This window comes from Paenibacillus vortex V453, from assembly GCF_000193415.1.
GTDB classification, from domain to species: domain Bacteria; phylum Bacillota; class Bacilli; order Paenibacillales; family Paenibacillaceae; genus Paenibacillus_AQ; species Paenibacillus_AQ glucanolyticus.
In genome coordinates, this window is sequence record NZ_ADHJ01000037.1 from 656,730 (window position 1) to 675,177 (window position 18,448).

Annotated in this window: 17 protein-coding genes and 1 pseudogene; 2 read left to right on the plus strand and 16 right to left on the minus strand. The window is 49.7% G+C overall.

What is annotated here, in order from left to right; genetic code table 11:
* Positions 1–252: 252 nt before the first annotated feature.
* From PVOR_RS32105 to PVOR_RS32110, 14 genes and pseudogenes are all read right to left on the minus strand, one after another.
* A complete protein-coding gene (locus tag PVOR_RS32105; RefSeq protein ID WP_076150397.1) occupies positions 253–438 on the minus strand; it encodes a hypothetical protein in 186 nt (61 codons plus the stop codon).
* Between the two features lie 301 nt (positions 439–739).
* The gene (gene rbsK, locus PVOR_RS20905; protein WP_006211465.1) at positions 740–1,651 is read right to left on the minus strand and encodes a ribokinase; all 912 of its coding nucleotides are present in this window, start codon (positions 1,649–1,651) and stop codon (positions 740–742) included.
* A gap of 20 nt (positions 1,652–1,671) precedes the next feature.
* Positions 1,672–3,797: pseudogene (locus tag PVOR_RS20910) on the minus strand (ADP-ribosylglycohydrolase family protein).
* A gap of 207 nt (positions 3,798–4,004) precedes the next feature.
* Positions 4,005–5,165 (minus strand): ADP-ribosylglycohydrolase family protein, encoded by a 1,161-nt coding sequence (locus tag PVOR_RS20915; protein WP_006211468.1) that lies wholly within the window; start codon positions 5,163–5,165, stop codon positions 4,005–4,007.
* A 13-nt stretch (positions 5,166–5,178) separates the two neighbouring features.
* Positions 5,179–6,672 (minus strand): extracellular solute-binding protein, encoded by a 1,494-nt coding sequence (locus tag PVOR_RS20920; RefSeq protein ID WP_006211469.1) that lies wholly within the window; start codon positions 6,670–6,672, stop codon positions 5,179–5,181.
* Positions 6,673–6,736: 64 nt separating this feature from the next.
* Positions 6,737–7,609, minus strand: a complete 873-nt coding sequence (locus PVOR_RS20925; protein ID WP_006211470.1) for a carbohydrate ABC transporter permease — start codon at positions 7,607–7,609, stop codon at positions 6,737–6,739.
* Positions 7,610–7,623: 14 nt separating this feature from the next.
* The gene (locus PVOR_RS20930; protein ID WP_006211471.1) at positions 7,624–8,517 is read right to left on the minus strand and encodes an ABC transporter permease; all 894 of its coding nucleotides are present in this window, start codon (positions 8,515–8,517) and stop codon (positions 7,624–7,626) included.
* 3 nt (positions 8,518–8,520) lie between these two features.
* Complete coding sequence (locus tag PVOR_RS20935) at positions 8,521–8,847, minus strand: DUF4387 domain-containing protein (protein ID WP_006211472.1); 327 nt, start codon at positions 8,845–8,847, stop codon at positions 8,521–8,523.
* A gap of 13 nt (positions 8,848–8,860) precedes the next feature.
* Positions 8,861–10,210 carry an acyclic terpene utilization AtuA family protein gene (locus tag PVOR_RS20940; protein WP_036641907.1) on the minus strand — a complete coding sequence of 450 codons (1,350 nt, stop codon included), beginning with the start codon at positions 10,208–10,210 and terminating at the stop codon, positions 8,861–8,863.
* 91 nt (positions 10,211–10,301) lie between these two features.
* Positions 10,302–11,000 (minus strand): FadR/GntR family transcriptional regulator, encoded by a 699-nt coding sequence (locus tag PVOR_RS20945; protein WP_006211474.1) that lies wholly within the window; start codon positions 10,998–11,000, stop codon positions 10,302–10,304.
* A gap of 352 nt (positions 11,001–11,352) precedes the next feature.
* Entirely contained in the window at positions 11,353–11,643 is a 291-nt protein-coding gene (locus tag PVOR_RS20955) for a hypothetical protein (protein ID WP_006211476.1), read from the minus strand.
* A gap of 40 nt (positions 11,644–11,683) precedes the next feature.
* Positions 11,684–12,475 (minus strand): lipid II flippase Amj family protein, encoded by a 792-nt coding sequence (locus PVOR_RS20960; RefSeq protein WP_006211477.1) that lies wholly within the window; start codon positions 12,473–12,475, stop codon positions 11,684–11,686.
* 248 nt (positions 12,476–12,723) lie between these two features.
* Entirely contained in the window at positions 12,724–13,791 is a 1,068-nt protein-coding gene (locus PVOR_RS20965) for a Gfo/Idh/MocA family protein (RefSeq protein ID WP_006211478.1), read from the minus strand.
* 416 nt (positions 13,792–14,207) lie between these two features.
* Positions 14,208–14,351, minus strand: coding sequence for a hypothetical protein (locus PVOR_RS32110; protein ID WP_197477166.1), 144 nt, complete (start codon positions 14,349–14,351; stop codon positions 14,208–14,210).
* A gap of 184 nt (positions 14,352–14,535) precedes the next feature.
* Here PVOR_RS32110 and PVOR_RS20970 point away from each other — a divergent pair, with 184 nt between their 5' ends.
* A complete protein-coding gene (locus PVOR_RS20970) occupies positions 14,536–14,829 on the plus strand; it encodes a hypothetical protein (RefSeq protein WP_040680761.1) in 294 nt (97 codons plus the stop codon).
* A 96-nt stretch (positions 14,830–14,925) separates the two neighbouring features.
* Here the strand turns inward: PVOR_RS20970 and PVOR_RS20975 are convergent, their stop codons facing one another.
* Complete coding sequence (locus PVOR_RS20975; protein ID WP_006211480.1) at positions 14,926–15,300, minus strand: sensory rhodopsin transducer; 375 nt, start codon at positions 15,298–15,300, stop codon at positions 14,926–14,928.
* A gap of 95 nt (positions 15,301–15,395) precedes the next feature.
* On the minus strand, positions 15,396–16,493 hold the full coding sequence (locus PVOR_RS20980; protein ID WP_006211481.1) for a rhamnogalacturonan acetylesterase: 1,098 nt from the start codon (positions 16,491–16,493) through the stop codon (positions 15,396–15,398).
* Between the two features lie 220 nt (positions 16,494–16,713).
* Between PVOR_RS20980 and PVOR_RS20985 the strand changes: the two genes are divergently transcribed.
* Complete coding sequence (locus PVOR_RS20985) at positions 16,714–18,447, plus strand: cache domain-containing sensor histidine kinase (protein ID WP_006211482.1); 1,734 nt, start codon at positions 16,714–16,716, stop codon at positions 18,445–18,447.
* Position 18,448: the final 1 nt, after the last annotated feature.

The following is an 18,448-nucleotide window of genomic DNA, read 5'->3' on the forward strand; positions in this document are numbered from 1 at the left end:
TTCAATCCGTGTAAAAAGGCATAGACCGCCTCACGTGGAAACGGTCTATGCTCTCATATTGTAAAACTATTATATTCCAAATAATCCCTGAGCCGCAAGGAAAGCAGAGTTATTCAACGAGAGGGGAGGCTTGCCCGTTACACGTGAATAAGCCTCCGGGTTGAGCTGGACTCGAGCTTCCAAGTCCCCTAAAAGGGACTTGCAGCTATCAGCGGAGCCGGGCTCCCTCAAAGGGACTTGCAGCTCTTAGCGCTACACTGCTGCATCCACTCGCTCCTGGGATGCGCCATCACAGCGCTTGCATACTTTCAGCGCAGTGCCGTCCGATTTGGTACGAGGATACAACAGTTTAATCCGAGTGCTTTTACATACGGGACATGTACCGCGAGCGCGAGTAGGTAAGTGCCAAAGTGATTTGCCTCTTTTTTGTTTTGCCATGAGTCAGATACCCCATTTCATAGATTCATTATCGTCACTCTTACATATATGAAAGGGTTCAGCAGAACATGTCGGGCAGTTTCATTAGCTTCCCTGCAACACAGATGCCTTGACAACAGCCATGCGTTAACCGTTATTTTATACGTATGGCGATACACCGAGCGATCGTCACCATATCTTTTATTATAGTGATCAGGCGCCGCCGACATTTGACACCTTCTCGTGCTTCAGGCACCAAAGAGGTGAAAAAAACAAAAGAGAGAAGGCATCCAACCGCCCTCTCTCTTACACAGCATGAACATTACTTATCCATAAAAGCCAGTATCTCGTCCTTGGTCGGAATGGAAGATTGCGCCCCAGGACGGGTCACCGTCAGGGCTGCCGCCGCGGTTGCAAACTTTAGTGCCTCCTCTGTGTCCATACCATCGGTGCAAGCAGCAGCATAAGCGCCGATGAAGGTATCTCCTGCTGCCGTGGTATCGACGGGCTTCACGCGATAAGCCGGAACGGCAACGCGCTCCCCGCGTGCGTTTCCATAGAAGCAGCCTTGTTCGCCAAGCGTAATGATGACGCTTGAGGTACCCTTGGCTATGATCCAATCGGCTGCCATCTCGGCAGAAGCCGCGTCATCTACTCTCAAGCTGCTAACCACTCCTGCTTCCGTCTCGTTCACGATCAGCGTATCCAGCAGCGGAAATACCTCTTCGGGGATACTTCTCGCAGGTGCCGGATTCAGCCAGACGCGGACACCGGCCTTACTGGCCGAGTGAATGACGTACCGCGTCGTCTGCCACGGAATTTCATTCTGCAGCAGCACCGCGTATACTCCATCCCAATTCACCTCAGACGCAACATCCTCTTCGGTCAGACGCCCATTGGCTCCCTCGGACAGGACGATGTAATTCTCACCCTCTTTGTTGACGGTAATCATCGCAATGCCTGAGGTGCCTTCCTTGGAGAGCACGGACTTAACCCGGACCTGGCGATCCTCCAGCGAAGCAATCAAGGTATCACCAAAAGGATCAAGACCAACCGCACCCAACATGGCACAATCTGCACCTGCCGACGCAGCCGCCACCGCTTGGTTCGCACCTTTGCCTCCAGGAAAAAACGACGTTCCGCTGCTATGAATGGTCTCCCCCGGCTGAGGGAACTGATTCACATTACTTACAACATCCATATTAATGCTTCCAATGACAACCAGCTTACGCAAAGATACCCCGCTCCTCTCTTCTAAACCGACTTCTGCCCTGATGTACGGACGTGAACATCCTTAATCTCGTTCTCGCCATCCTCCAGACAGCCAAAGCCAAACATACCATGAGCATAGGCCGTTTCCTTGCATTCCAGTACATTATCTCCATTAATATACAAGATGAAGCGATCCTTCTCAGACACCAGTTTTAAACGATATTCCTCGCCCAGCTCCCAATCATATCTGGCCGTAATCAAGCGCTTGGTCCCGAAGTCCTGTTTAATAAACGAGACAGAATTCGGACCGTCAAAACCGGCCAAATAATGCCGCATCACGCCTTGCGCTCTTGTAATCAGGCAATGGCTGGTGCCGGAAATCGGTTTTATTGTCGCTTCAACCACGGTATCACCGGCATAATAATTGCCGGAATAGGATGAAGTGTCTCCTTCTGCTGTACAATGCAGCGCTCCATCACGCAGCTCCCACTTGCCTCTATGGTGAGAGAATGGTGTGATGGAAGCGAATTCTTTGGCCTGTTTAGCAAAATCAATTTTGTATTCCGCCGAGCCGGTAACACGGACCTGTCCGATGAACAGACTTCCGATGGCACGATTCAAGAGCGGCGAAGGGCTCTCCAGTATCCATCCGATCTCATCGATCATAGCGCCTTCGGTATCCGGAATAACGAATTGAATATCATTCCATTCTCCGCCCACCGGGGTAACCGCCTGCAGAATCTGGTCCTCCTGTGTATAGGTGTTCCGAACATAAGGGGTCAAGGTCACTGGCGCGCCTTCCCACTGGTCCACGTAGATTCGCGCAGATACGGTCTGACCGCTATAGGCAAGCGGCGCAAAGGTAAGGCGTTATACTTCTCACTCATTAAATTACGAGCCCGGCGGTAGAACGGTTTATAGTAGATTTTACTGCTGTCGCCTTCAACCAGTCTGTCGAAAACAACTTCAAGCGACCCTCTTCCATCGCATCCGCGTTGATTGGAATGGCGCACAACCGGCGTTTTGAACGGGTTGCTTGTCCGAAAGCCATGGGTTGATCCAGGCAGATCAAAATCGAAGTACACTTCACCTTGCTTCACGCTCTGCACTAATTCCTGCGGTGCCTTCTCCCCATTCAGGCGATAACCCAGCAATGCGAGCTCTTTGGCGAAAGTGGGGAAATCCACCAGGTTCAAGTACCCGGAAACGCTGGAAGCGACAATGAAGTCATTGATGGGTTTGCGATAATGATCCGGAATTCCGGCTAAGCCGCCGTACACACCCAGAATGCTTCCCACATTCCCTGCATTGCAATCGGTGTCCCAGCCGCACATGGACGCGATTTCTACCGTGCGCGCAAAATCCCCCTCGCCATACAGCAGAGCAAGCACGCATATGCCTGCATTGGGGATAATATGGCATACACCCGTATATTTATCGTATCCCCAGTGATCCTCCAAGTATTGACGGCAAGCCTGAAAATCGGATGGATGCTCCCGATGAAAATCCATAACCGCATGCACCACACGTGCATAGGTTGAGTCATCCGGGATCATACGGAGTCCCTCAGCGATGATCTCATCCATCGATGAAGCATCAAATGCTTTGGCAATGCATGCTGCCATGAAACGTGCGCCATACAGCCCGTTGCCATCATGCGAGACGCTGGCTGCTTTTTCCGCATAATCTGCCGCTTTCTCCGCCCGACCCGGGAACAGAAGCCCCCATGAATCAATGAAGATCTGGCCGCCGATCTGCTCAGCCATCTCCGTCCCGTTCACCTCGATGGAGCCCGAGCGCGGGGCCGAAATGCCTTTGCGCAGATTTACATAAGCCCGGTGCTCGGTGCTGATATCCTCGCCGCCCCACCAGAACATGCCGATGCCTTCCCTTGCATAATTGAGCCAAGCTTTTCCCACATCCTCCGGTTCAAGCTCGCGGTCCGTCGCATCGTCATACAGCGCACGAATGAAAAACACCGGACCATTCGCATCATCGTCTGCTGCAAAGGTTTTGTACGGCTTCACGTAATCCCGAATATCACCGTAAACATCCCGGATGCGCTCATATGTCCAAGCAACCGGTTCGATGGGGGCACCGAGCCTTATGCCGATGTTCATCCCGATAAATCCTGCATATACCGTCTCTACATACTGTTTAGGTATCATTAACTCTCCCTCCTAGCCTCTGCGCATTCAAAGTTGAAACATGAATTTTTTGTGTGTTCCACCGCATTCTTTCGTTCTCTACTGCCCCCGAGTTTCCTTGAGTCCAAATTTTTATCGCAGAAATCCGGGAGCGGAAGAAGAACACTGCATTTCTCCAAAACAAATGGTTAATTCAAAAAAATGTCAGCCTCGCATGATTTCTTATTGCTACAGCTCGTGTTGAACAACGTTCTTCCTCATCTCATGGATTCGAAGGTCATCCTCAATGATTTTGGCGGCAACCATGCTGAATTCGTCAGCAACGGCGCACAGATCAAGACGGTTCACCTTGTTCAGCTGCTCGATATCTTCCTTGCGGATGACCTCGCTGCCATGCATCGCCCCAAGGATCACCCCGGCCATGACGCCGATCGAGTCCGTGTCACGCCCGGAGTTAACGCCGTCCAGGATCGTACGATAGTACTCCCCCTCATTCAGAACCATGAACGCAAGCGCCATGGGCAGCTCTTCGATCGACCACAGGCGGCTTGGCGTATAATGATTGCTCGGAACGCCAACCTTGTCGATATGACGGCTAACGTCATCGCCCATCGGGGAATATTTGAGCATGATCGCCTGCAGCACCTCGATCACCTTGTCCATATTGTCCCGCTCCGGCCGCAGTTCTCGGGCAGCCTGGGTCAGCTCCTGTATGGCAGCTTTCGTACCGTCCTTCGCCAGGCTGATGGCCGTGCCGATAATATCATCCACGCTCACCCCAGGCTCAAAAGCCTTCGCGACGCATGCCGCGAGGACGCCAGCCGCTTCCAGGCCATAGCTGCTCTGATGACCCATCGCAAAGAGGATGGCTTCATCATAGGCCGCCTTCGGATGGCCCGCATTGACAATCCCGATCGGGGCGATGTACATCGCCGCCCCGCAGTTCACCATATTCCCGATGCCGCCCTCTCTCGGGTCGCAATTCGCCAGCACATGACGCATGAAGATGTATTTTTCCGGATAAAACAATCGGTCTATAATGAGCGTTTCCTCATTCAGTTCAGGGACAAACGTCTTGCGGAACGCAATCTCCTTCACGAATTCATTGCTCATATCATAGGCGTCCAGATGTCGGCCCTCGGTAAGATACACATTCATGAGCGCAATCGTCATCAGGGTATCATCCGTGACAATCCCGTCCCCTCTTACCCGGCCAAGCCGGACCTCGGCAGGAAGATCCATCTTATGCCATCTTGTCATCAAGGATTCCACGCGTCCGTATTTCGACTTGATTTCTTCGTACGTCAATTTCTCAATGGGAGCTCCCATTGCGTCTCCAAGCGCGGTGGATATCACCACGCCTCTTACTCGGTCACGAAACGAAGTCATAGTTATAAGCTCCTTACTTGATGTTTTCGTTAGCGTATTTCGTAATCTCTGCTCCGCCAGCAGCGTTCCAGGCCTCAACAAATTGATCGAATTGGGACAAGTCCTTCTTGCCTGTAATAAAGTCGGTTGAATATTCCTTGTACAGATTGTTCATGGCATCCCAGTTCGCAATGAACTGCTCAGGAATAATGAAGTTGTTGTCTTCCGTGTAGTAATCCGAAGCCATTTTCAGCGATTCGGTGCCCGGCTCGCCCAAGAGCGGCGTTTTCAAAGGAGTTTCCGATTGGATCTCGGTTGGCTCCCAGAAACGTGCATACCATTCACTGTAATATTTCTCGTTCAGCTCAATCTCACCGTCTACCACCTTGTAGTGCTCATCTTCGAATCCGAGCCGGTCCAGCATTTGGCCCTTTGGACTTGCCAGGTAATCAAAGACTTTGAATGCAACATCTTTATGCGGGGACTGCGAAGAGATCGCAAGTCCTCTTGCTTCCTTCGTGACGTCGGTGGCGCCGAATCCTTGCGCTTCGCCTTTTGCAGGCGGCAGCACGATCAGGCTGGCGTCATCTCCACCCAGTTCCTGCATTCTTCCATCATACAAATCGATGATTTTGCCGGCTGTCCCCGTAATCACCGCGGCTTCCCCTTTATAAAAGGCATCTTCCTTCGTATCCCACTGCTTCGTAATGAATTGCGGATCAAGCAGTCCTTCCTTATAAAGCTTGTTATAGAAAGTCAGTTTTTCTTTCTCGTTTTGAGAGACTTTGGAGTATTCATAAGTTCCATCGTCCTTTTTAAGCCAAGTGGTATCCAGACCGAATGCCGTGTTGAAAATGAAGTTGATCTCGGCGATATCGCCTGCTGCCGTCAGCGCGTAACTCGGCTTGCCTTCACCCGGCTTCTTCTCCACCAGTTCCTTGAAGAAGGCGTAATAATTGTCCACTGTCGGATTCTCCATCAAGGCCTTGGAGCTCTCCATGGCATTAAACCAATCGGCACGAACAACCGGTGCCTTAGGTGCAAGAGGTTTAATCCACAGCAGATACGGATAACTTGCCATCCGTGTTTGGTTGTGCGGTTCCATGATCTCTTTAATGTAGGTAGATTTCTCAATATACGGCGTCAGATCCTCCAGCAGACCTTGATCGGCAATCTGCTGGTCTCCGCCCTGGAAGTAGATGATATCCGGAATGGTTCCGCCCAAGAGCAGGAGGTTCAGGTTTTCCGCATAACTGCCCTGCGCGAGGTCTACAAGCTCAAACTTCACGTTCAAGCCTTCATCTTCAGCGAGGGATTTCTCCAAGGTTTCGAAAAATTTAACGGAAACGGGGTTAGCCGTTCCTTCATCCTTGTACACAATCTTCAGCGTAACCGGATCGCCGCTTCCATCAGGCTGGGTGGTCCCAGGCTCTGTTTGACCCGCTCCCGGCGAGTTCGAGTTTGAGGTACATGCAGACATGACCATGGCCAGCATGGCAACGATTAATAACAGGCTTAATTTTTTCATGTTCATCTTTCTCCCCTTTTTTGAATTTGAACATCAATGCCTTCAATAAGCTGCCCTTCCCCGCTTAATCCTTGACCCCTCCCTCCAGTTCGCCTTTTGCGTAGTATTTCAAAATGAACGGATATAGGAACAACAGCGGTACAATCGCAATCATGATCGTACCCGCCTGCAGGGAAGCAAAATCAAAATTGATCGAGCTGTCAAACATGTTCTGGTTGCCGATCAGCGACGTATTGTCCTTGCGTACAACAAACTGTCTGAGCACGACCTGCAGCGGCCATTTACTCGGGTCTGAAATGTAGAGTGTGGCTCTGAAATATTCATTCCAGTGATACACGCCGTAGAACAAGCCCAATGTCGCCAGCCCCGGCTTGGACAGCGGCAGGATAATCCGGCTGTACAACCGGAAGTGACCTGCACCGTCAATGCGGGAGGCCTCCAGAATTTCCTCCGGAATGTCCTGAATGAACCGCATGAGTATAAAGAGATAGTAAACGTTGATCGCTTTGTACAGGATCAGTGAAGTTAGCGTATTCATCAGTCCAAGATCCTTCACCAGCAGGTATTCCGGAATCATGCCCGGCTCGAATACCATAATGACGATAAGGAAGAACAACACGAATTTTTTGCCGATGAATTCGGTTCTAGCCAGCACATAAGCTGCCATGGAGGTCAGCAGCAGATTGAGAAACGTACCTGCAACGGTGATCCAGACCGAGTTCAGAATACTGCCCGTGATCAAAGGATTGGACAATAGCAGTTGGTAGTTTATTGTAGAGAATCCCTTGGGGATGATATCCAGTCCACCCATCAGATGGGCTTTGCCAGGGTCTGTTAAAGACAGCGCCAGCAGATGCAGGAGAGGAACCAATACCATGAGCGTGAACGCAAACAACATCAGATAAATGACAATTTTAGAAATCTCCAGCCGTCTCATCGTAAATCCCTCCTTTACCAGACGCCCTTACCCGAGAAGCGCTTCGATATGAAATGCGTACCCAGGATAAGGACGATACCGATGACGCCTTTGAACAGACTGGCTGCGGTTGCATAAGCAAACTGTCCGTTCCCAATACCGATTCGGTATACATAAGTGTCCAGAATGTCCACGACACTAATGACGGAATCGTTCATAAAGTTAAATACTTGATCGAAACCAGCATTCATGAAGAAGCCCAGATTCAGAATGAAGACGGTTACAACTGTGCTGTATAAATGAGGAAGCGTGATGAACCTCATCTGCTGCAGCCGTGTTGCTCCGTCGATCTTGGCTGCTTCATACAATCCTGGGCTGATCTTCATAATAGCTGCCAGATAGATGATGGAATCCCAGCCGGCGCTTCGCCAGATTTCGGAGAATACCAGCACCCAGCGGATATGCTCCTTACTTGTCATGTAATCGATGGATGGCAGTTGAAAGAAGTTCGCAATCAGATTGACTCCGCCGTCTGCAGGATTCAGGAGGCTGATCCAGATCCCGGCAATCACGACCCAGGACAGAAAATGGGGCAGATAGACAACGGATTGTACATATTTGCGGTATTTGGAGCTTCGTACTTCATTAATAAGAAGTGATAGCATGATCGGAATCGGAAAGACAAAAATGATCTTCATCAAACTGATGATAATGGTATTCTGCAGTACGCTTGTGAAGGCAGGCGAACTGAAGAGTGTCTTGAAATGCTTCCATCCTACCCATACATGATCTCCCAGAATCCGATAGTCCTGAAAGGCGAGTTTCATGCCGTATAACGGAATGATGTGGAAGATAAAAAAGTAGAGAAGAGGTAACGACAGCATCGCGTACAGCACCCAATCCTGCCTTAAGCGTCTTAACACCTTCATGGCTTATCCCTCCTCCAGATAATCGATGGATAGCTTCATGAGAGGTGCATGCTGCTGGGCTCCATACACATCGCGGTCGCCAACGCTGCCAGACGATATATCCCGCGACATCGTAATTTTGAAGCCCAGCGCCTGATCGAAAAATACCAGGTGATGAATCTGCTCCTCCCGAATCTGATACAACTCACATATCGTCCGTTTTGTAATGCGGCCGGACTGTTTTACTTGGTCATATTGCTCCTTGGAATCAAACAACACGTCTAATGTAATTTCGAAGGGGCCAGAGTTTTTACTTCGCAGCACCTTCGCCAAATCGCCGAGTTGAGTCACAGTTTGATCCTCCTTATCGATGCTCTATCCGAAAAGCATTATTTTTCATTTCCATCAGGTGGTACACGGAGAATTCATAGACAGGACCGAACTCGATATCGCTTGGCGCGAATGGAAATGCCAGGTTCCCCGCCGTTGATTTGCGGCCATCGTATCCGTAATGGAGGAACGTAGAGCGAACCGTTGCACAGATGCTGTTCGCCAGCTCCTGCGTCTTGGCCACCACTTCAAACATGACGCCAATCTCGTGTCCGGTGAACGACTCGGGCTCCTTGCTTCCGAGAACGCCGTTCTTGCCGTAATTATAGAATTGAATCTGGTAATCCGATTCCGGAATTTCCCGGTAATATTCCCTGGCCTGATTGCGGACATAGTCCTCAACCTCTTCGAGCTTTCCAATGAGAATCGGGTCTCGGATCCCCGCAACAACGAACGTCCGGTAAGCTACTCGTCTTGCTCCTTCCAGCTTAATAAAGTATTTCTCAGCCGGAAGGAAGCGGCTGCCCGTTACGCGAACGACGCCCTTCTCCACTTCCTCGAATCGGCAATGCTCCAGGTCGAGCGTAAATCCGGGCCCGTGCAGAATGTAGGGATGCTCCTTCTCATAAAAGGTATGTGCTGCAACACTCGTCGGGCTGCAGTTCCGGTCAGGATTAAGTGATTGAACGGTGAACGAATCGTCGCTTATCGTGCCGAGAATGCTATCCTTCGTTGTTCCCGGTTCCGCGCATAAAGCGCCGCATTCCAATATTTTGCCCAGGTGATAGGAAAGCCCCGGGTCCTTGCCATGATAAATCCCAATCGCGGCAAACGGAGAAGGATCATAAGCACGGCCGCAAACGATGATATCCACACCTTGTTTAAGCGCTTCCACAATAGGTTCGTGTCCCATCTGTGCAACGATGCTGTTCGTCGAATCAATTAACTCGCTCGTCAGAGGCGGAATATTCGGACTCAGTGCCTTAATGCGTCCTTCCTCCTTCGCCTGATGGATCTCCTGCTGAGTAAAATCTGCCCATATGACAGAGACCTTGGCCTGCAGGCCCCGTTCATCCAAGATTTCATCAATGATATCGAGCGTCCAGTTCACATGGGTCTGAGCTCCCGAGCCGCCTGCCGAGCCGATGATGATGGGAATCTTCCGGGACAATCCATTCGTGATCATAATGTCCAGGTCTTTCTTCACCGCACGCTTGCTGACGATCGATACACCGGCGCCCAGCTTATGCGGTCCCCCATCCGTAGATCCCGCATCAACAACGATGCCGTGCAGCTCAAACTCCATCCCGTTCATGAAGGATTGTTCAGGAAATCCGTACCCCAGCATGCCGCAGGGTGATAGAATTCGAATGTCTGTATTCATCTGCAGTCCCTCTTTACCAAAATATTCACTCATGCCCATTGGATAATTGGATTATCCAATTTGTGTTAAAAAGGGGCGAGTTTCTCCCCTCTTATACATGAATGTAGTTTTTCTGTATGTTTTCTTTGACTCTGCTCAAATGGTTCAGCAAAGCCAGCTTCGCTTTCACCGGATCACGTTCCTTAATAGCTTGCATAATAAGTAAATGTTCCTCATAAACCTCGCTCTTGCGCCCTGGAATTTGGGCCGTCTTGCTCAGAGTCCGCTGGAGCAAATCCATATGCAGTTCAATCATATTGACGAGAACCACGTTATGCGTTGCTTTGGCAATCGACAAGTGAAAGGCCTGGTCAGGCTTCGAGCGATCCTCCGCCTCCTGATCGATCTGTCCCCACTTCTCGAAGGCAGCCTCGATCTCGGCAATATCCTCATCGGTTGCACGCTTAGCCGCCAGCTCCACAATCCCTGTCTCAAACAATTCCCGCGCCTCTAATAACTCAATAATGGTAGCGCGTTCGATATTGTCCAGAATGCGGCTGCGATCCTCGGCTACATCCAGTGCCTTGCTCAGAAAGCGCCCGCCACCAGGTCTTGCTTCAATGAGTCCTTCGCGCTCCAGAATACGAAATGCTTCCCGCAAAGTTCCGCGGCTGATGCCAAAAGATTGGGCCAGCTCCCGCTCCGTCGGAAGAACATCGCCCGGAGTCAGATTTCCTTCCAGAATCAGATTCTTGATCTGCTCAATAACATCCTCGTACACCCGATGATATTTAATCTTCTTAATGGTCATATGACTACCCTTTCTATCACTTCTTGCGCAAACGATAATTGGGTCATCCAATTAACCGCATGTTTAGCATAAACGCAACTGAAAAGGCTGTCAAGAATCAAAATAGCGCTTTCAAACACTTTATTCAGGTAGTTTTTCCCTTTTATCGCAATATTCCGGGTAATTGGGTCATCCAATTAACTCTTTTAAATTCACATTTTTTAATGACGGTTTGGATATTACTCTTCATTCCATGAGCAAGCTATGGGTAAAAGCTAGAATCCATTTCCCTACCCAAACAGCCCTGATCATGAACGTTTGTCCATGAACAGGGCTGATCTGAATCTGTAGGCTTTTGTTTATGAGGTCGGCATCATGAACGCCATTTTGCCCATATATATCTTATGCTTCCATACAACCCGCACAATAGGATAAATCCTCCGACGGCTGTAACTGCGAGCCATTCGCTGTTCCGCTCGATCATGCCAAAAGCCACCTCCGTCTGGAGGTATTCAGCCTGCTCGTACCCTCGGATTTCATCCAGATTCGGTACATATCTTTGGGTTTGAATCATCCCCTGCAGTACCATGAACAATAAATAACCGCCATATATCGCTGCTGCAAACAGTACGGATTCCAGCATAATTCGTTTACGGGTGATCATGTTTTATCGTGTCTCCTTCTTACTCTCGGGCAATTTATTCTTAGATCCACATTACAATCACGCTTAACACATAAGCGGCGGGAATAATGAGAAGCTGGGCCAGCATCGTTCCGAAAAATCTTGAAACCATCAGCATCGTATACACTTTGCCCAGCTGATCTCTGGCTTCTTCATTCCGCGTAGCCTTGTCTGTGATCAAGCCAAGCTGCGGATCTATGAATATTGTCAAAATAATAGTGGCAATCCCGTTGATCAAACCGGAGGCTTGAGACGCCGTTGTGCTGTACTGCGGAACAAGATGGGCAGCATACAAAGATGACAGGACGCCCACGGTATAAATAGCCGTCACCACGACATTCATGAATATAAATCGCTTAGGTATCCCTAAGTACCGGAACTGGCTCCACTTCAGATTCGGCTTCCGGACGTAATGCCTTGTATTCTTGAGCTGTCCGATGGTTACGCTGGAGACCAGTTTCGGAATCGATCCGGCAACCTCCAGCTTACTGATAATTCTGCTGAACAAGTTCACGAAGGTCGGAAACAGCGCAATGGCCATGATCGTTCCGATTGAAGCGGCTAACAGAATCGCCCTGAAATAAGAGAGCACGTCAAATGTGGGATGGTCTCGTGCATAATCAACAAACTTGGCTGTAAGCGGGGCCTGGATCAGGTTGGACGTTCTGGACACCAGCACGATAATCCCTGTCAGCGACAGCGCCACAGCAATCTTGTTCAGCTTCACGCCCGCATACCTGACGGAGTAAGACAAGGTCTCAGCCGTATGAATAACCATCGTAAGCAGAAATACAACGATCAAACTCTGAATCATCGAGGATTCCTCCTCCCCCTAATAAGCGAATGATCCCACCGGTTCATCATAGCGTTACTCTTCACTCCATTCGATCAAAAAACACCGAAATCAACTATTAATATATGTATCCCTGTCATCATCGGAATAGTACGTGCCCTCCCAGTTCTCTTCCGTCCATTGACTTCACATTCCCACTTGAAGACGTCGTTGGCTCATATCCACGCCTCCCTGCTGTTTACCGTTTAATCCATGCCGAATCTCTTATCTTAGGTATAATCAACGTTTATTCGGGTGTTCGTCTCTGACGAGAGACGTATCGCATCTAGAACGGCTTGTGCCTTGTGGCCATCCAGGAAAGTCGGAATATCCGGGAAGGTTTGATTTCCAGCCAGGGTGCTATAGATGCCATCGACCATCTGATAAAAACCATTATAGTAATGCACCGCCGGAGCTTCCAGGCTAGCCGGGGCATGAACCGGCTCAAGATCGATTCTCTCAAATGAACCGCCGAAGCTGCATTCAAGAGTATCATCATTACGCATCATCAGCGTCCCCTTGGTCCCGTGGATCTCCAGCTTCCAGCCCGCTCCGCGGATTCCGGGAAAAAACACATTCGCAACAAGTGAGGCCCCGCTTCTGAAGCGCCCAATGAAGGTAAACGCATCGTCCGTTTCCCTGACTTCAAGCCCGTCGTCTCCGCTATATGTCGGTATCTGTGTTCTCAAATCGCCGTACACGTCCGTAATCTCCTCGTCCATCCACCATAGAAGGGAATCGACCATATGGGACCCGATTGCAAACAAGAATCCCCCTCCCTCCTCACGCCGCGCTTCCCAGCCACGATAGGAATTCGCAAGCACGGCATGTCCAGAGAAGCTCCCTGTATATTGAATATGCTGGATATCTCCAAGCTCTTTGCCTTGCATCATACGCTTGATGCGTTGTCGGATTGGTGTCCATCTCCATTGAAAATTAACGAAGGCTTTACGCTTGACCCGTTCTGACTCCGTCAGCATGTGCAATGTTTGCTCCGCATTCATGCCGAGAGGTTTCTCTGTCAGGACATGATGACCGGATTGCAGCGCAAGCATCGTCATTTCATAATGCTGGCTGGGAGAGGATGCAATGGATACGAGATCCAGCTGTTCTTTCTCCAGCATGTCGCGCCAATTTCTGTAATGCTGAATTCCCTTCCACGTATGCTCTTCAGCCTTCTGCTGCCGATAGACACTCGCAATCGATTTGACCTCGAATCCCGGATGCAACGAGAAGATGGGGGCATGAACATGGCCACCAAACCCCGTCCCGATAATTCCTACTGACAATGGCTTCATGATTATCACCTCGTGTTCTCTCGTATTCTCGTATGAAGTAGGGTCGTGCTACGCCAGCTCTTCGACTGATGGGGAAAGCTGTCCTATGATCTTTGTTGGATAACTAAATTGCTGGATAACTAGATTGCTAAAGATTACTGGATTACTAGATTCTGACCTGCATCAAATATGCTCCCGTCCCACCCAGGAAATCATGGCCGGAAAAAACGTTCTTCTCTTCCAAGTATGGCGGTAAGCGGTTATATGGGACTCATCATCAATCATCCAAAATCACCTTACCGTGGTTGTTATATGTATTAATTTATTCTCATTTCGCAACATCAGGGCAGCATACAAATAAACGTCAAGCTAACTGCCTGATGTTTATTTTAACATTTTTCCCCTCGTTCGTATCTAGAGGCTAGTGACCGGAATACTCACCCTTCAATTGTCATCTGATGCAAGTCGTTTGCCATGCTCTCCCCCATTATCGTCCTGTATTCGCTAAAATCCCGGGCATAGATAATGCCGTCCCCGCTTGTCCCTGCATAACGCCGTTGGTTCATTCGGTAATGAAGCATTCAATTAGAAAAGTGGATGCACCCACAACTTTTTCCAGACTTGTTGCGTTCATTATAGAAAGGAGCGATGCCCATGAGAAAATATCTTATCACCTTCATGTTGTTACCCTTATTCCTGCTGGCCCATCGGATGTACCCCTAAATATGAGGAGCCTGTACGACGGGTACACAACCTCTTCCATTCATGGCGATTTACCCCATCCCGGAAAGTTCGGCACTATTGGAGACCATATCCTCATCCGAAAATCCCAACATTGACAACGGCGTTAAATATGAAGTAAAGGGCATCGGCGGGGAGCAGGGCTTGTCCACGCCAGAGCGATACATCCAAGAGATACAGGATTCAGGATGGACGGAACTGAAGGATAACCGGCTGGGTCATGTCTACTTTTTCAAAAAAGAGGATACGGTGATTTCACTGGAAATACGCCAGGATTCCATTACGCTCTACGAAATGACGAAAGACGCCATTATTTAAACTGAATTCATATCAACGTAAAGAGAAGGACCGTGTGTACTCGGTCCTTCTTTCGTTTTATCGCTGTAAATCCTTCGCAGTATATCCTTTTTCACATTAAATTGTTGATATCGGATACGCCATGACACTCATCAAGGCATTCTCTGCCTGAGTCGAATCCAGACGGCTGTACTGAACAAACACAGGCGCACTGCTGGTTACTTCCATCGCATAGGGAACACCCGAAGGTATGCCTTCTCCATCCTCCGCTGCAAGCGAACTGGTCCGTATGTGCTTGGTTCTTTGGGCTGGAACGATTGTTTCCATTCCGAGCAGGGGGTCACGATCCTCGAAGTAAGCGTGAACCGTAATCACCACATCCTGATCGCTTAAGTTCAAGACACAGACCGACTCATGACTGGTAAGCTCTCCACTGCTCACAGGAGGAATGTAAGCGTCCGGGATGATCCATTGTTTCTCGCCTTTTGACATGCCGTAATCTCTCCTCGTGTATAAGGTATTAGAACCAATTCGCTGTTCACAACCAAAGTTCCTTGTATGACGAATCATCCCCCGCAAAATAAAGGCTATCGCAAATAGAGAGACAACGGCTGAAGACCAAGCCCTTTCAAAGCGCCAATCACCAGCTCCGCCACATTGACTGCACCGCGCTGCTGAAAATGGGTATTATCCATCACCCCTTGCGGGAACAACAGAAATTCACCGGGTGCTCCCCACATAAACACCGATTTTGTCCCATCCGGCCCGAGTCGGTTAAAATAATCCAAACTCAGCGCAGCAAGATCCACCAAGGGAACCTGCTCCTCCACCGCCAATTCCCGAACAGCTGTAATATAATCTCCGTGCGTGTCCTTCAGCCTGCCATTGCAATCAAAATAACGCCGATGGACAGGTGTTAGCAGGATCGGAGTGGCCTGCTTCTCCCGGCAAACGTCAATGTATATTTTCAGAAACTCCTTGTATGTGGTAAAGGGTTCCGTATATCTCTCCTCGTCCCGCTTCTGATCGTTATGACCAAACTGAATCAGCATATAATCATGCGGCTTCAGCTTTTCCCGAATCGGATCCAGAAGCCCCTCAGCTATAAAGCTCTTGGAACTTCGGCCCGAACGCGCGTAATTGCTAACAGCAGCATCGGCCTTGATATGGGAAGGCAGCATTTGCCCCCAACCGGTGTAGGGAAATCCGCCCGCTGGCTGGTTGGTCACCGTCGAATCTCCCGCCAGAAACAAATGGCAGGCATGCGGGGAAGCTGCTACCTCCATGGCATTAATCCGGGGAGCGCGGCCGGAAAAGGACAGCATGATTGCGCCTTGGACAGCCGGCACCGTAACGCTGTATCGTTCAAAGTGACCTCCCTGTGTCCGCAAACCATCCAGCAGCATCTGCCCTTCCGTTCCCCGGATGGAGGTTTCGGTATCAAACCAGGCATCACCGATCAGCAGGTGCAAGGTGTACAGACCATCCGGCACATCGATTTGAAATGTCGCATTCAGCGGGATTACAAAATCTCCCGATAACGTCTGCTCCCCCAATCGGTTCACAGCGGATAACGGAGACAGGGAATGGAAGCCGTAGCCAAGCTCTGGACTATATAAGGTCTCTGCCGTTATTTTGATATGATCATGACACGGTGTTTCTGTTCCAAAATCAAACTTGTACATAGTACTTTACACCTCCCCAAGGCTGCTGTTACCCTCTGAACCATTATGTACCGCACGCCTCCCGAAATAAATCCAAATAACCGTCCATCTTGTTTAAATAACCGACTGTATCTTGAAACCTTGCACTGGTTTACTGCCCAATAACAATATTGACAGCGTTTACAACCCGGTACATAATGTGTACACAACATTTCAAGGTCAAGCACAAGGAGACGTTGCCGTGCAAAAATGGAGTGCCATCTATAAAAATATGAAAATCAAAAACAAACTCTCACTTCTTATCAGCCTGATCGTTGCGATGGCATTTACCTTCGCCGTCATCGTCCAGCAGTATGCGTTCTCCATCTACGACGAGCAGCTGTACCTCAAATCATCCCAGGTTCTGCACCTGTCCTCATCTGCCATTGAGTCAGAGCTCGAGCGGATCGAACAGCTCTCCTTCAACATCATAACCGATACCCAGATCCAAAACCTGTTGCGCTCCATCTCGGGGAGCGACTCTGATTATGACCGGCTCATACTGAGGCAGCATCTTGTGGACCGCCTTCTGAATTATGTCGGCTCCGAGCCCATGCTTTATTCCATCCACTTGATTGACTCCTACGATAAACAGCATGATGTCGGCAGCATCGTTCCAATTGATCCGGCTAAGAAAGAACATATCCTTCAGCTTGCCGGGGATGCCGATGGCGAGGAACGCTGGATCTACCCTGACGAACAGGACTCGGCCCTGTTACTTTCCCGGGAAATACGTTCCTATACCGGTACGCTGTTCGACCTGCATTACTTGGGGACCATCATTATCCGAATCAATATGGATAAAATCGTTCGCAAGTCCGCTGGCGGGGAAGGGGATCTGATCATGACTGCGGGTACGGATCTAATCTATCCGCAAACACCGCACTTTGATCCGGCAGCTATTCAATCCTCCCTGTCATCGGGAAACGGATACCTCACGCGTGAAATGGACGGCCATACCTATTTCATCGCACATAACCGCTCCGCCAATACGGGCTGGACTTATATGAACGTCACGCCATTCAACCAAGCCTTCAAGCAAATCATATTCATTAAAGAGCTCGTCATTATCGTGTTCACGATGATATTCGCTGTTGCGATCCTGCTCGGTATACGGTTCAGCCGAGGGCTGACACGTCCCATCGAAAGTCTTATTACCCGGATGAAACTCGCGGAAAAAGGAAACTTTGCAGAAGCCAATGTTCTGCCCCAGGATGCGACGCCTGTAGCCATGAATGAGCTGGGCCTGCTGCACCGGACATTCCGACTCATGATCGAGAGAATCAATGCCCTCATTACCGAGAACTATTCGAACCGGCTGTTAATTAAAGAAACCGAGTTCAAAGCACTGCAAGCCCAGATCAATCCCCACTTTCTGTATAACACCCTGGAATCCGTGAACTGGCTGGCGAAGATGAACAAGCAGTCTCAAATCTCCGATATGGTGCAGGCCCTGGCTTTCCTTCTCCGCAACTCGGTCAGCCTGAAAGAACCGATTCTGACGCTGGGCGAGGAGCTGGAGATTGTCCGGAATTACATCCTCATTCAGAGGTTCCGGTTTGAAGACCGCCTCCAATTTACAATGGATGTACAGGAGCAGGACTGGCAGCGCCCCATTCCCAAGCTGACCCTTCAGCCCCTGCTTGAGAATGCCATCCATTATGCACTGGAGCCTTCAATTGAGCCTTGCCGAATCATCTTGTTCTGCAAGGAGACCCCCTCCGCTTTCTGCGTTGTGGTGGAGGATGATGGCCCGGGCATGGGGCCGGATACGCTTATGCAACTGCGAAGCGGCAATTTGACAACCAGTGGTAACGGAATCGGACTGTTAAACATCGATGAACGAATCAAGCTTGCTTTTGGCGAACATTATGGCTTAACCATTGACAGCGGGCCGGGGCTTGGAACCCGGGTGATTCTGTCGTTACCTAAATAAC

Bases quoted from the DNA above. Each gene is read 5' to 3' on its own strand.
- PVOR_RS32105 (WP_076150397.1), bottom strand. From the start codon at position 438: ATGGCAAAACAAAAAAGAGGCAAATCACTTTGGCACTTACCTACTCGC.
- PVOR_RS20915 (WP_006211468.1), bottom strand. From the start codon at position 5,165: ATGACTTCGTTTCGTGACCGAGTAAGAGGCGTGGTGATATCCACCGCG.
- PVOR_RS20920 (WP_006211469.1), bottom strand. From the start codon at position 6,672: ATGAAAAAATTAAGCCTGTTATTAATCGTTGCCATGCTGGCCATGGTC.
- PVOR_RS20925 (WP_006211470.1), bottom strand. From the start codon at position 7,609: ATGAGACGGCTGGAGATTTCTAAAATTGTCATTTATCTGATGTTGTTT.
- PVOR_RS20930 (WP_006211471.1), bottom strand. From the start codon at position 8,517: ATGAAGGTGTTAAGACGCTTAAGGCAGGATTGGGTGCTGTACGCGATG.
- PVOR_RS20940 (WP_036641907.1), bottom strand. From the start codon at position 10,210: ATGAATACAGACATTCGAATTCTATCACCCTGCGGCATGCTGGGGTAC.
- PVOR_RS20945 (WP_006211474.1), bottom strand. From the start codon at position 11,000: ATGACCATTAAGAAGATTAAATATCATCGGGTGTACGAGGATGTTATT.
- PVOR_RS20955 (WP_006211476.1), bottom strand. From the start codon at position 11,643: ATGATCACCCGTAAACGAATTATGCTGGAATCCGTACTGTTTGCAGCA.
- PVOR_RS20960 (WP_006211477.1), bottom strand. From the start codon at position 12,475: ATGATTCAGAGTTTGATCGTTGTATTTCTGCTTACGATGGTTATTCAT.
- PVOR_RS20965 (WP_006211478.1), bottom strand. From the start codon at position 13,791: ATGAAGCCATTGTCAGTAGGAATTATCGGGACGGGGTTTGGTGGCCAT.
- PVOR_RS32110 (WP_197477166.1), bottom strand. From the start codon at position 14,351: ATGCTTCATTACCGAATGAACCAACGGCGTTATGCAGGGACAAGCGGG.
- PVOR_RS20970 (WP_040680761.1), top strand. From the start codon at position 14,536: ATGGCGATTTACCCCATCCCGGAAAGTTCGGCACTATTGGAGACCATA.
- PVOR_RS20975 (WP_006211480.1), bottom strand. From the start codon at position 15,300: ATGTCAAAAGGCGAGAAACAATGGATCATCCCGGACGCTTACATTCCT.
- PVOR_RS20980 (WP_006211481.1), bottom strand. From the start codon at position 16,493: ATGTACAAGTTTGATTTTGGAACAGAAACACCGTGTCATGATCATATC.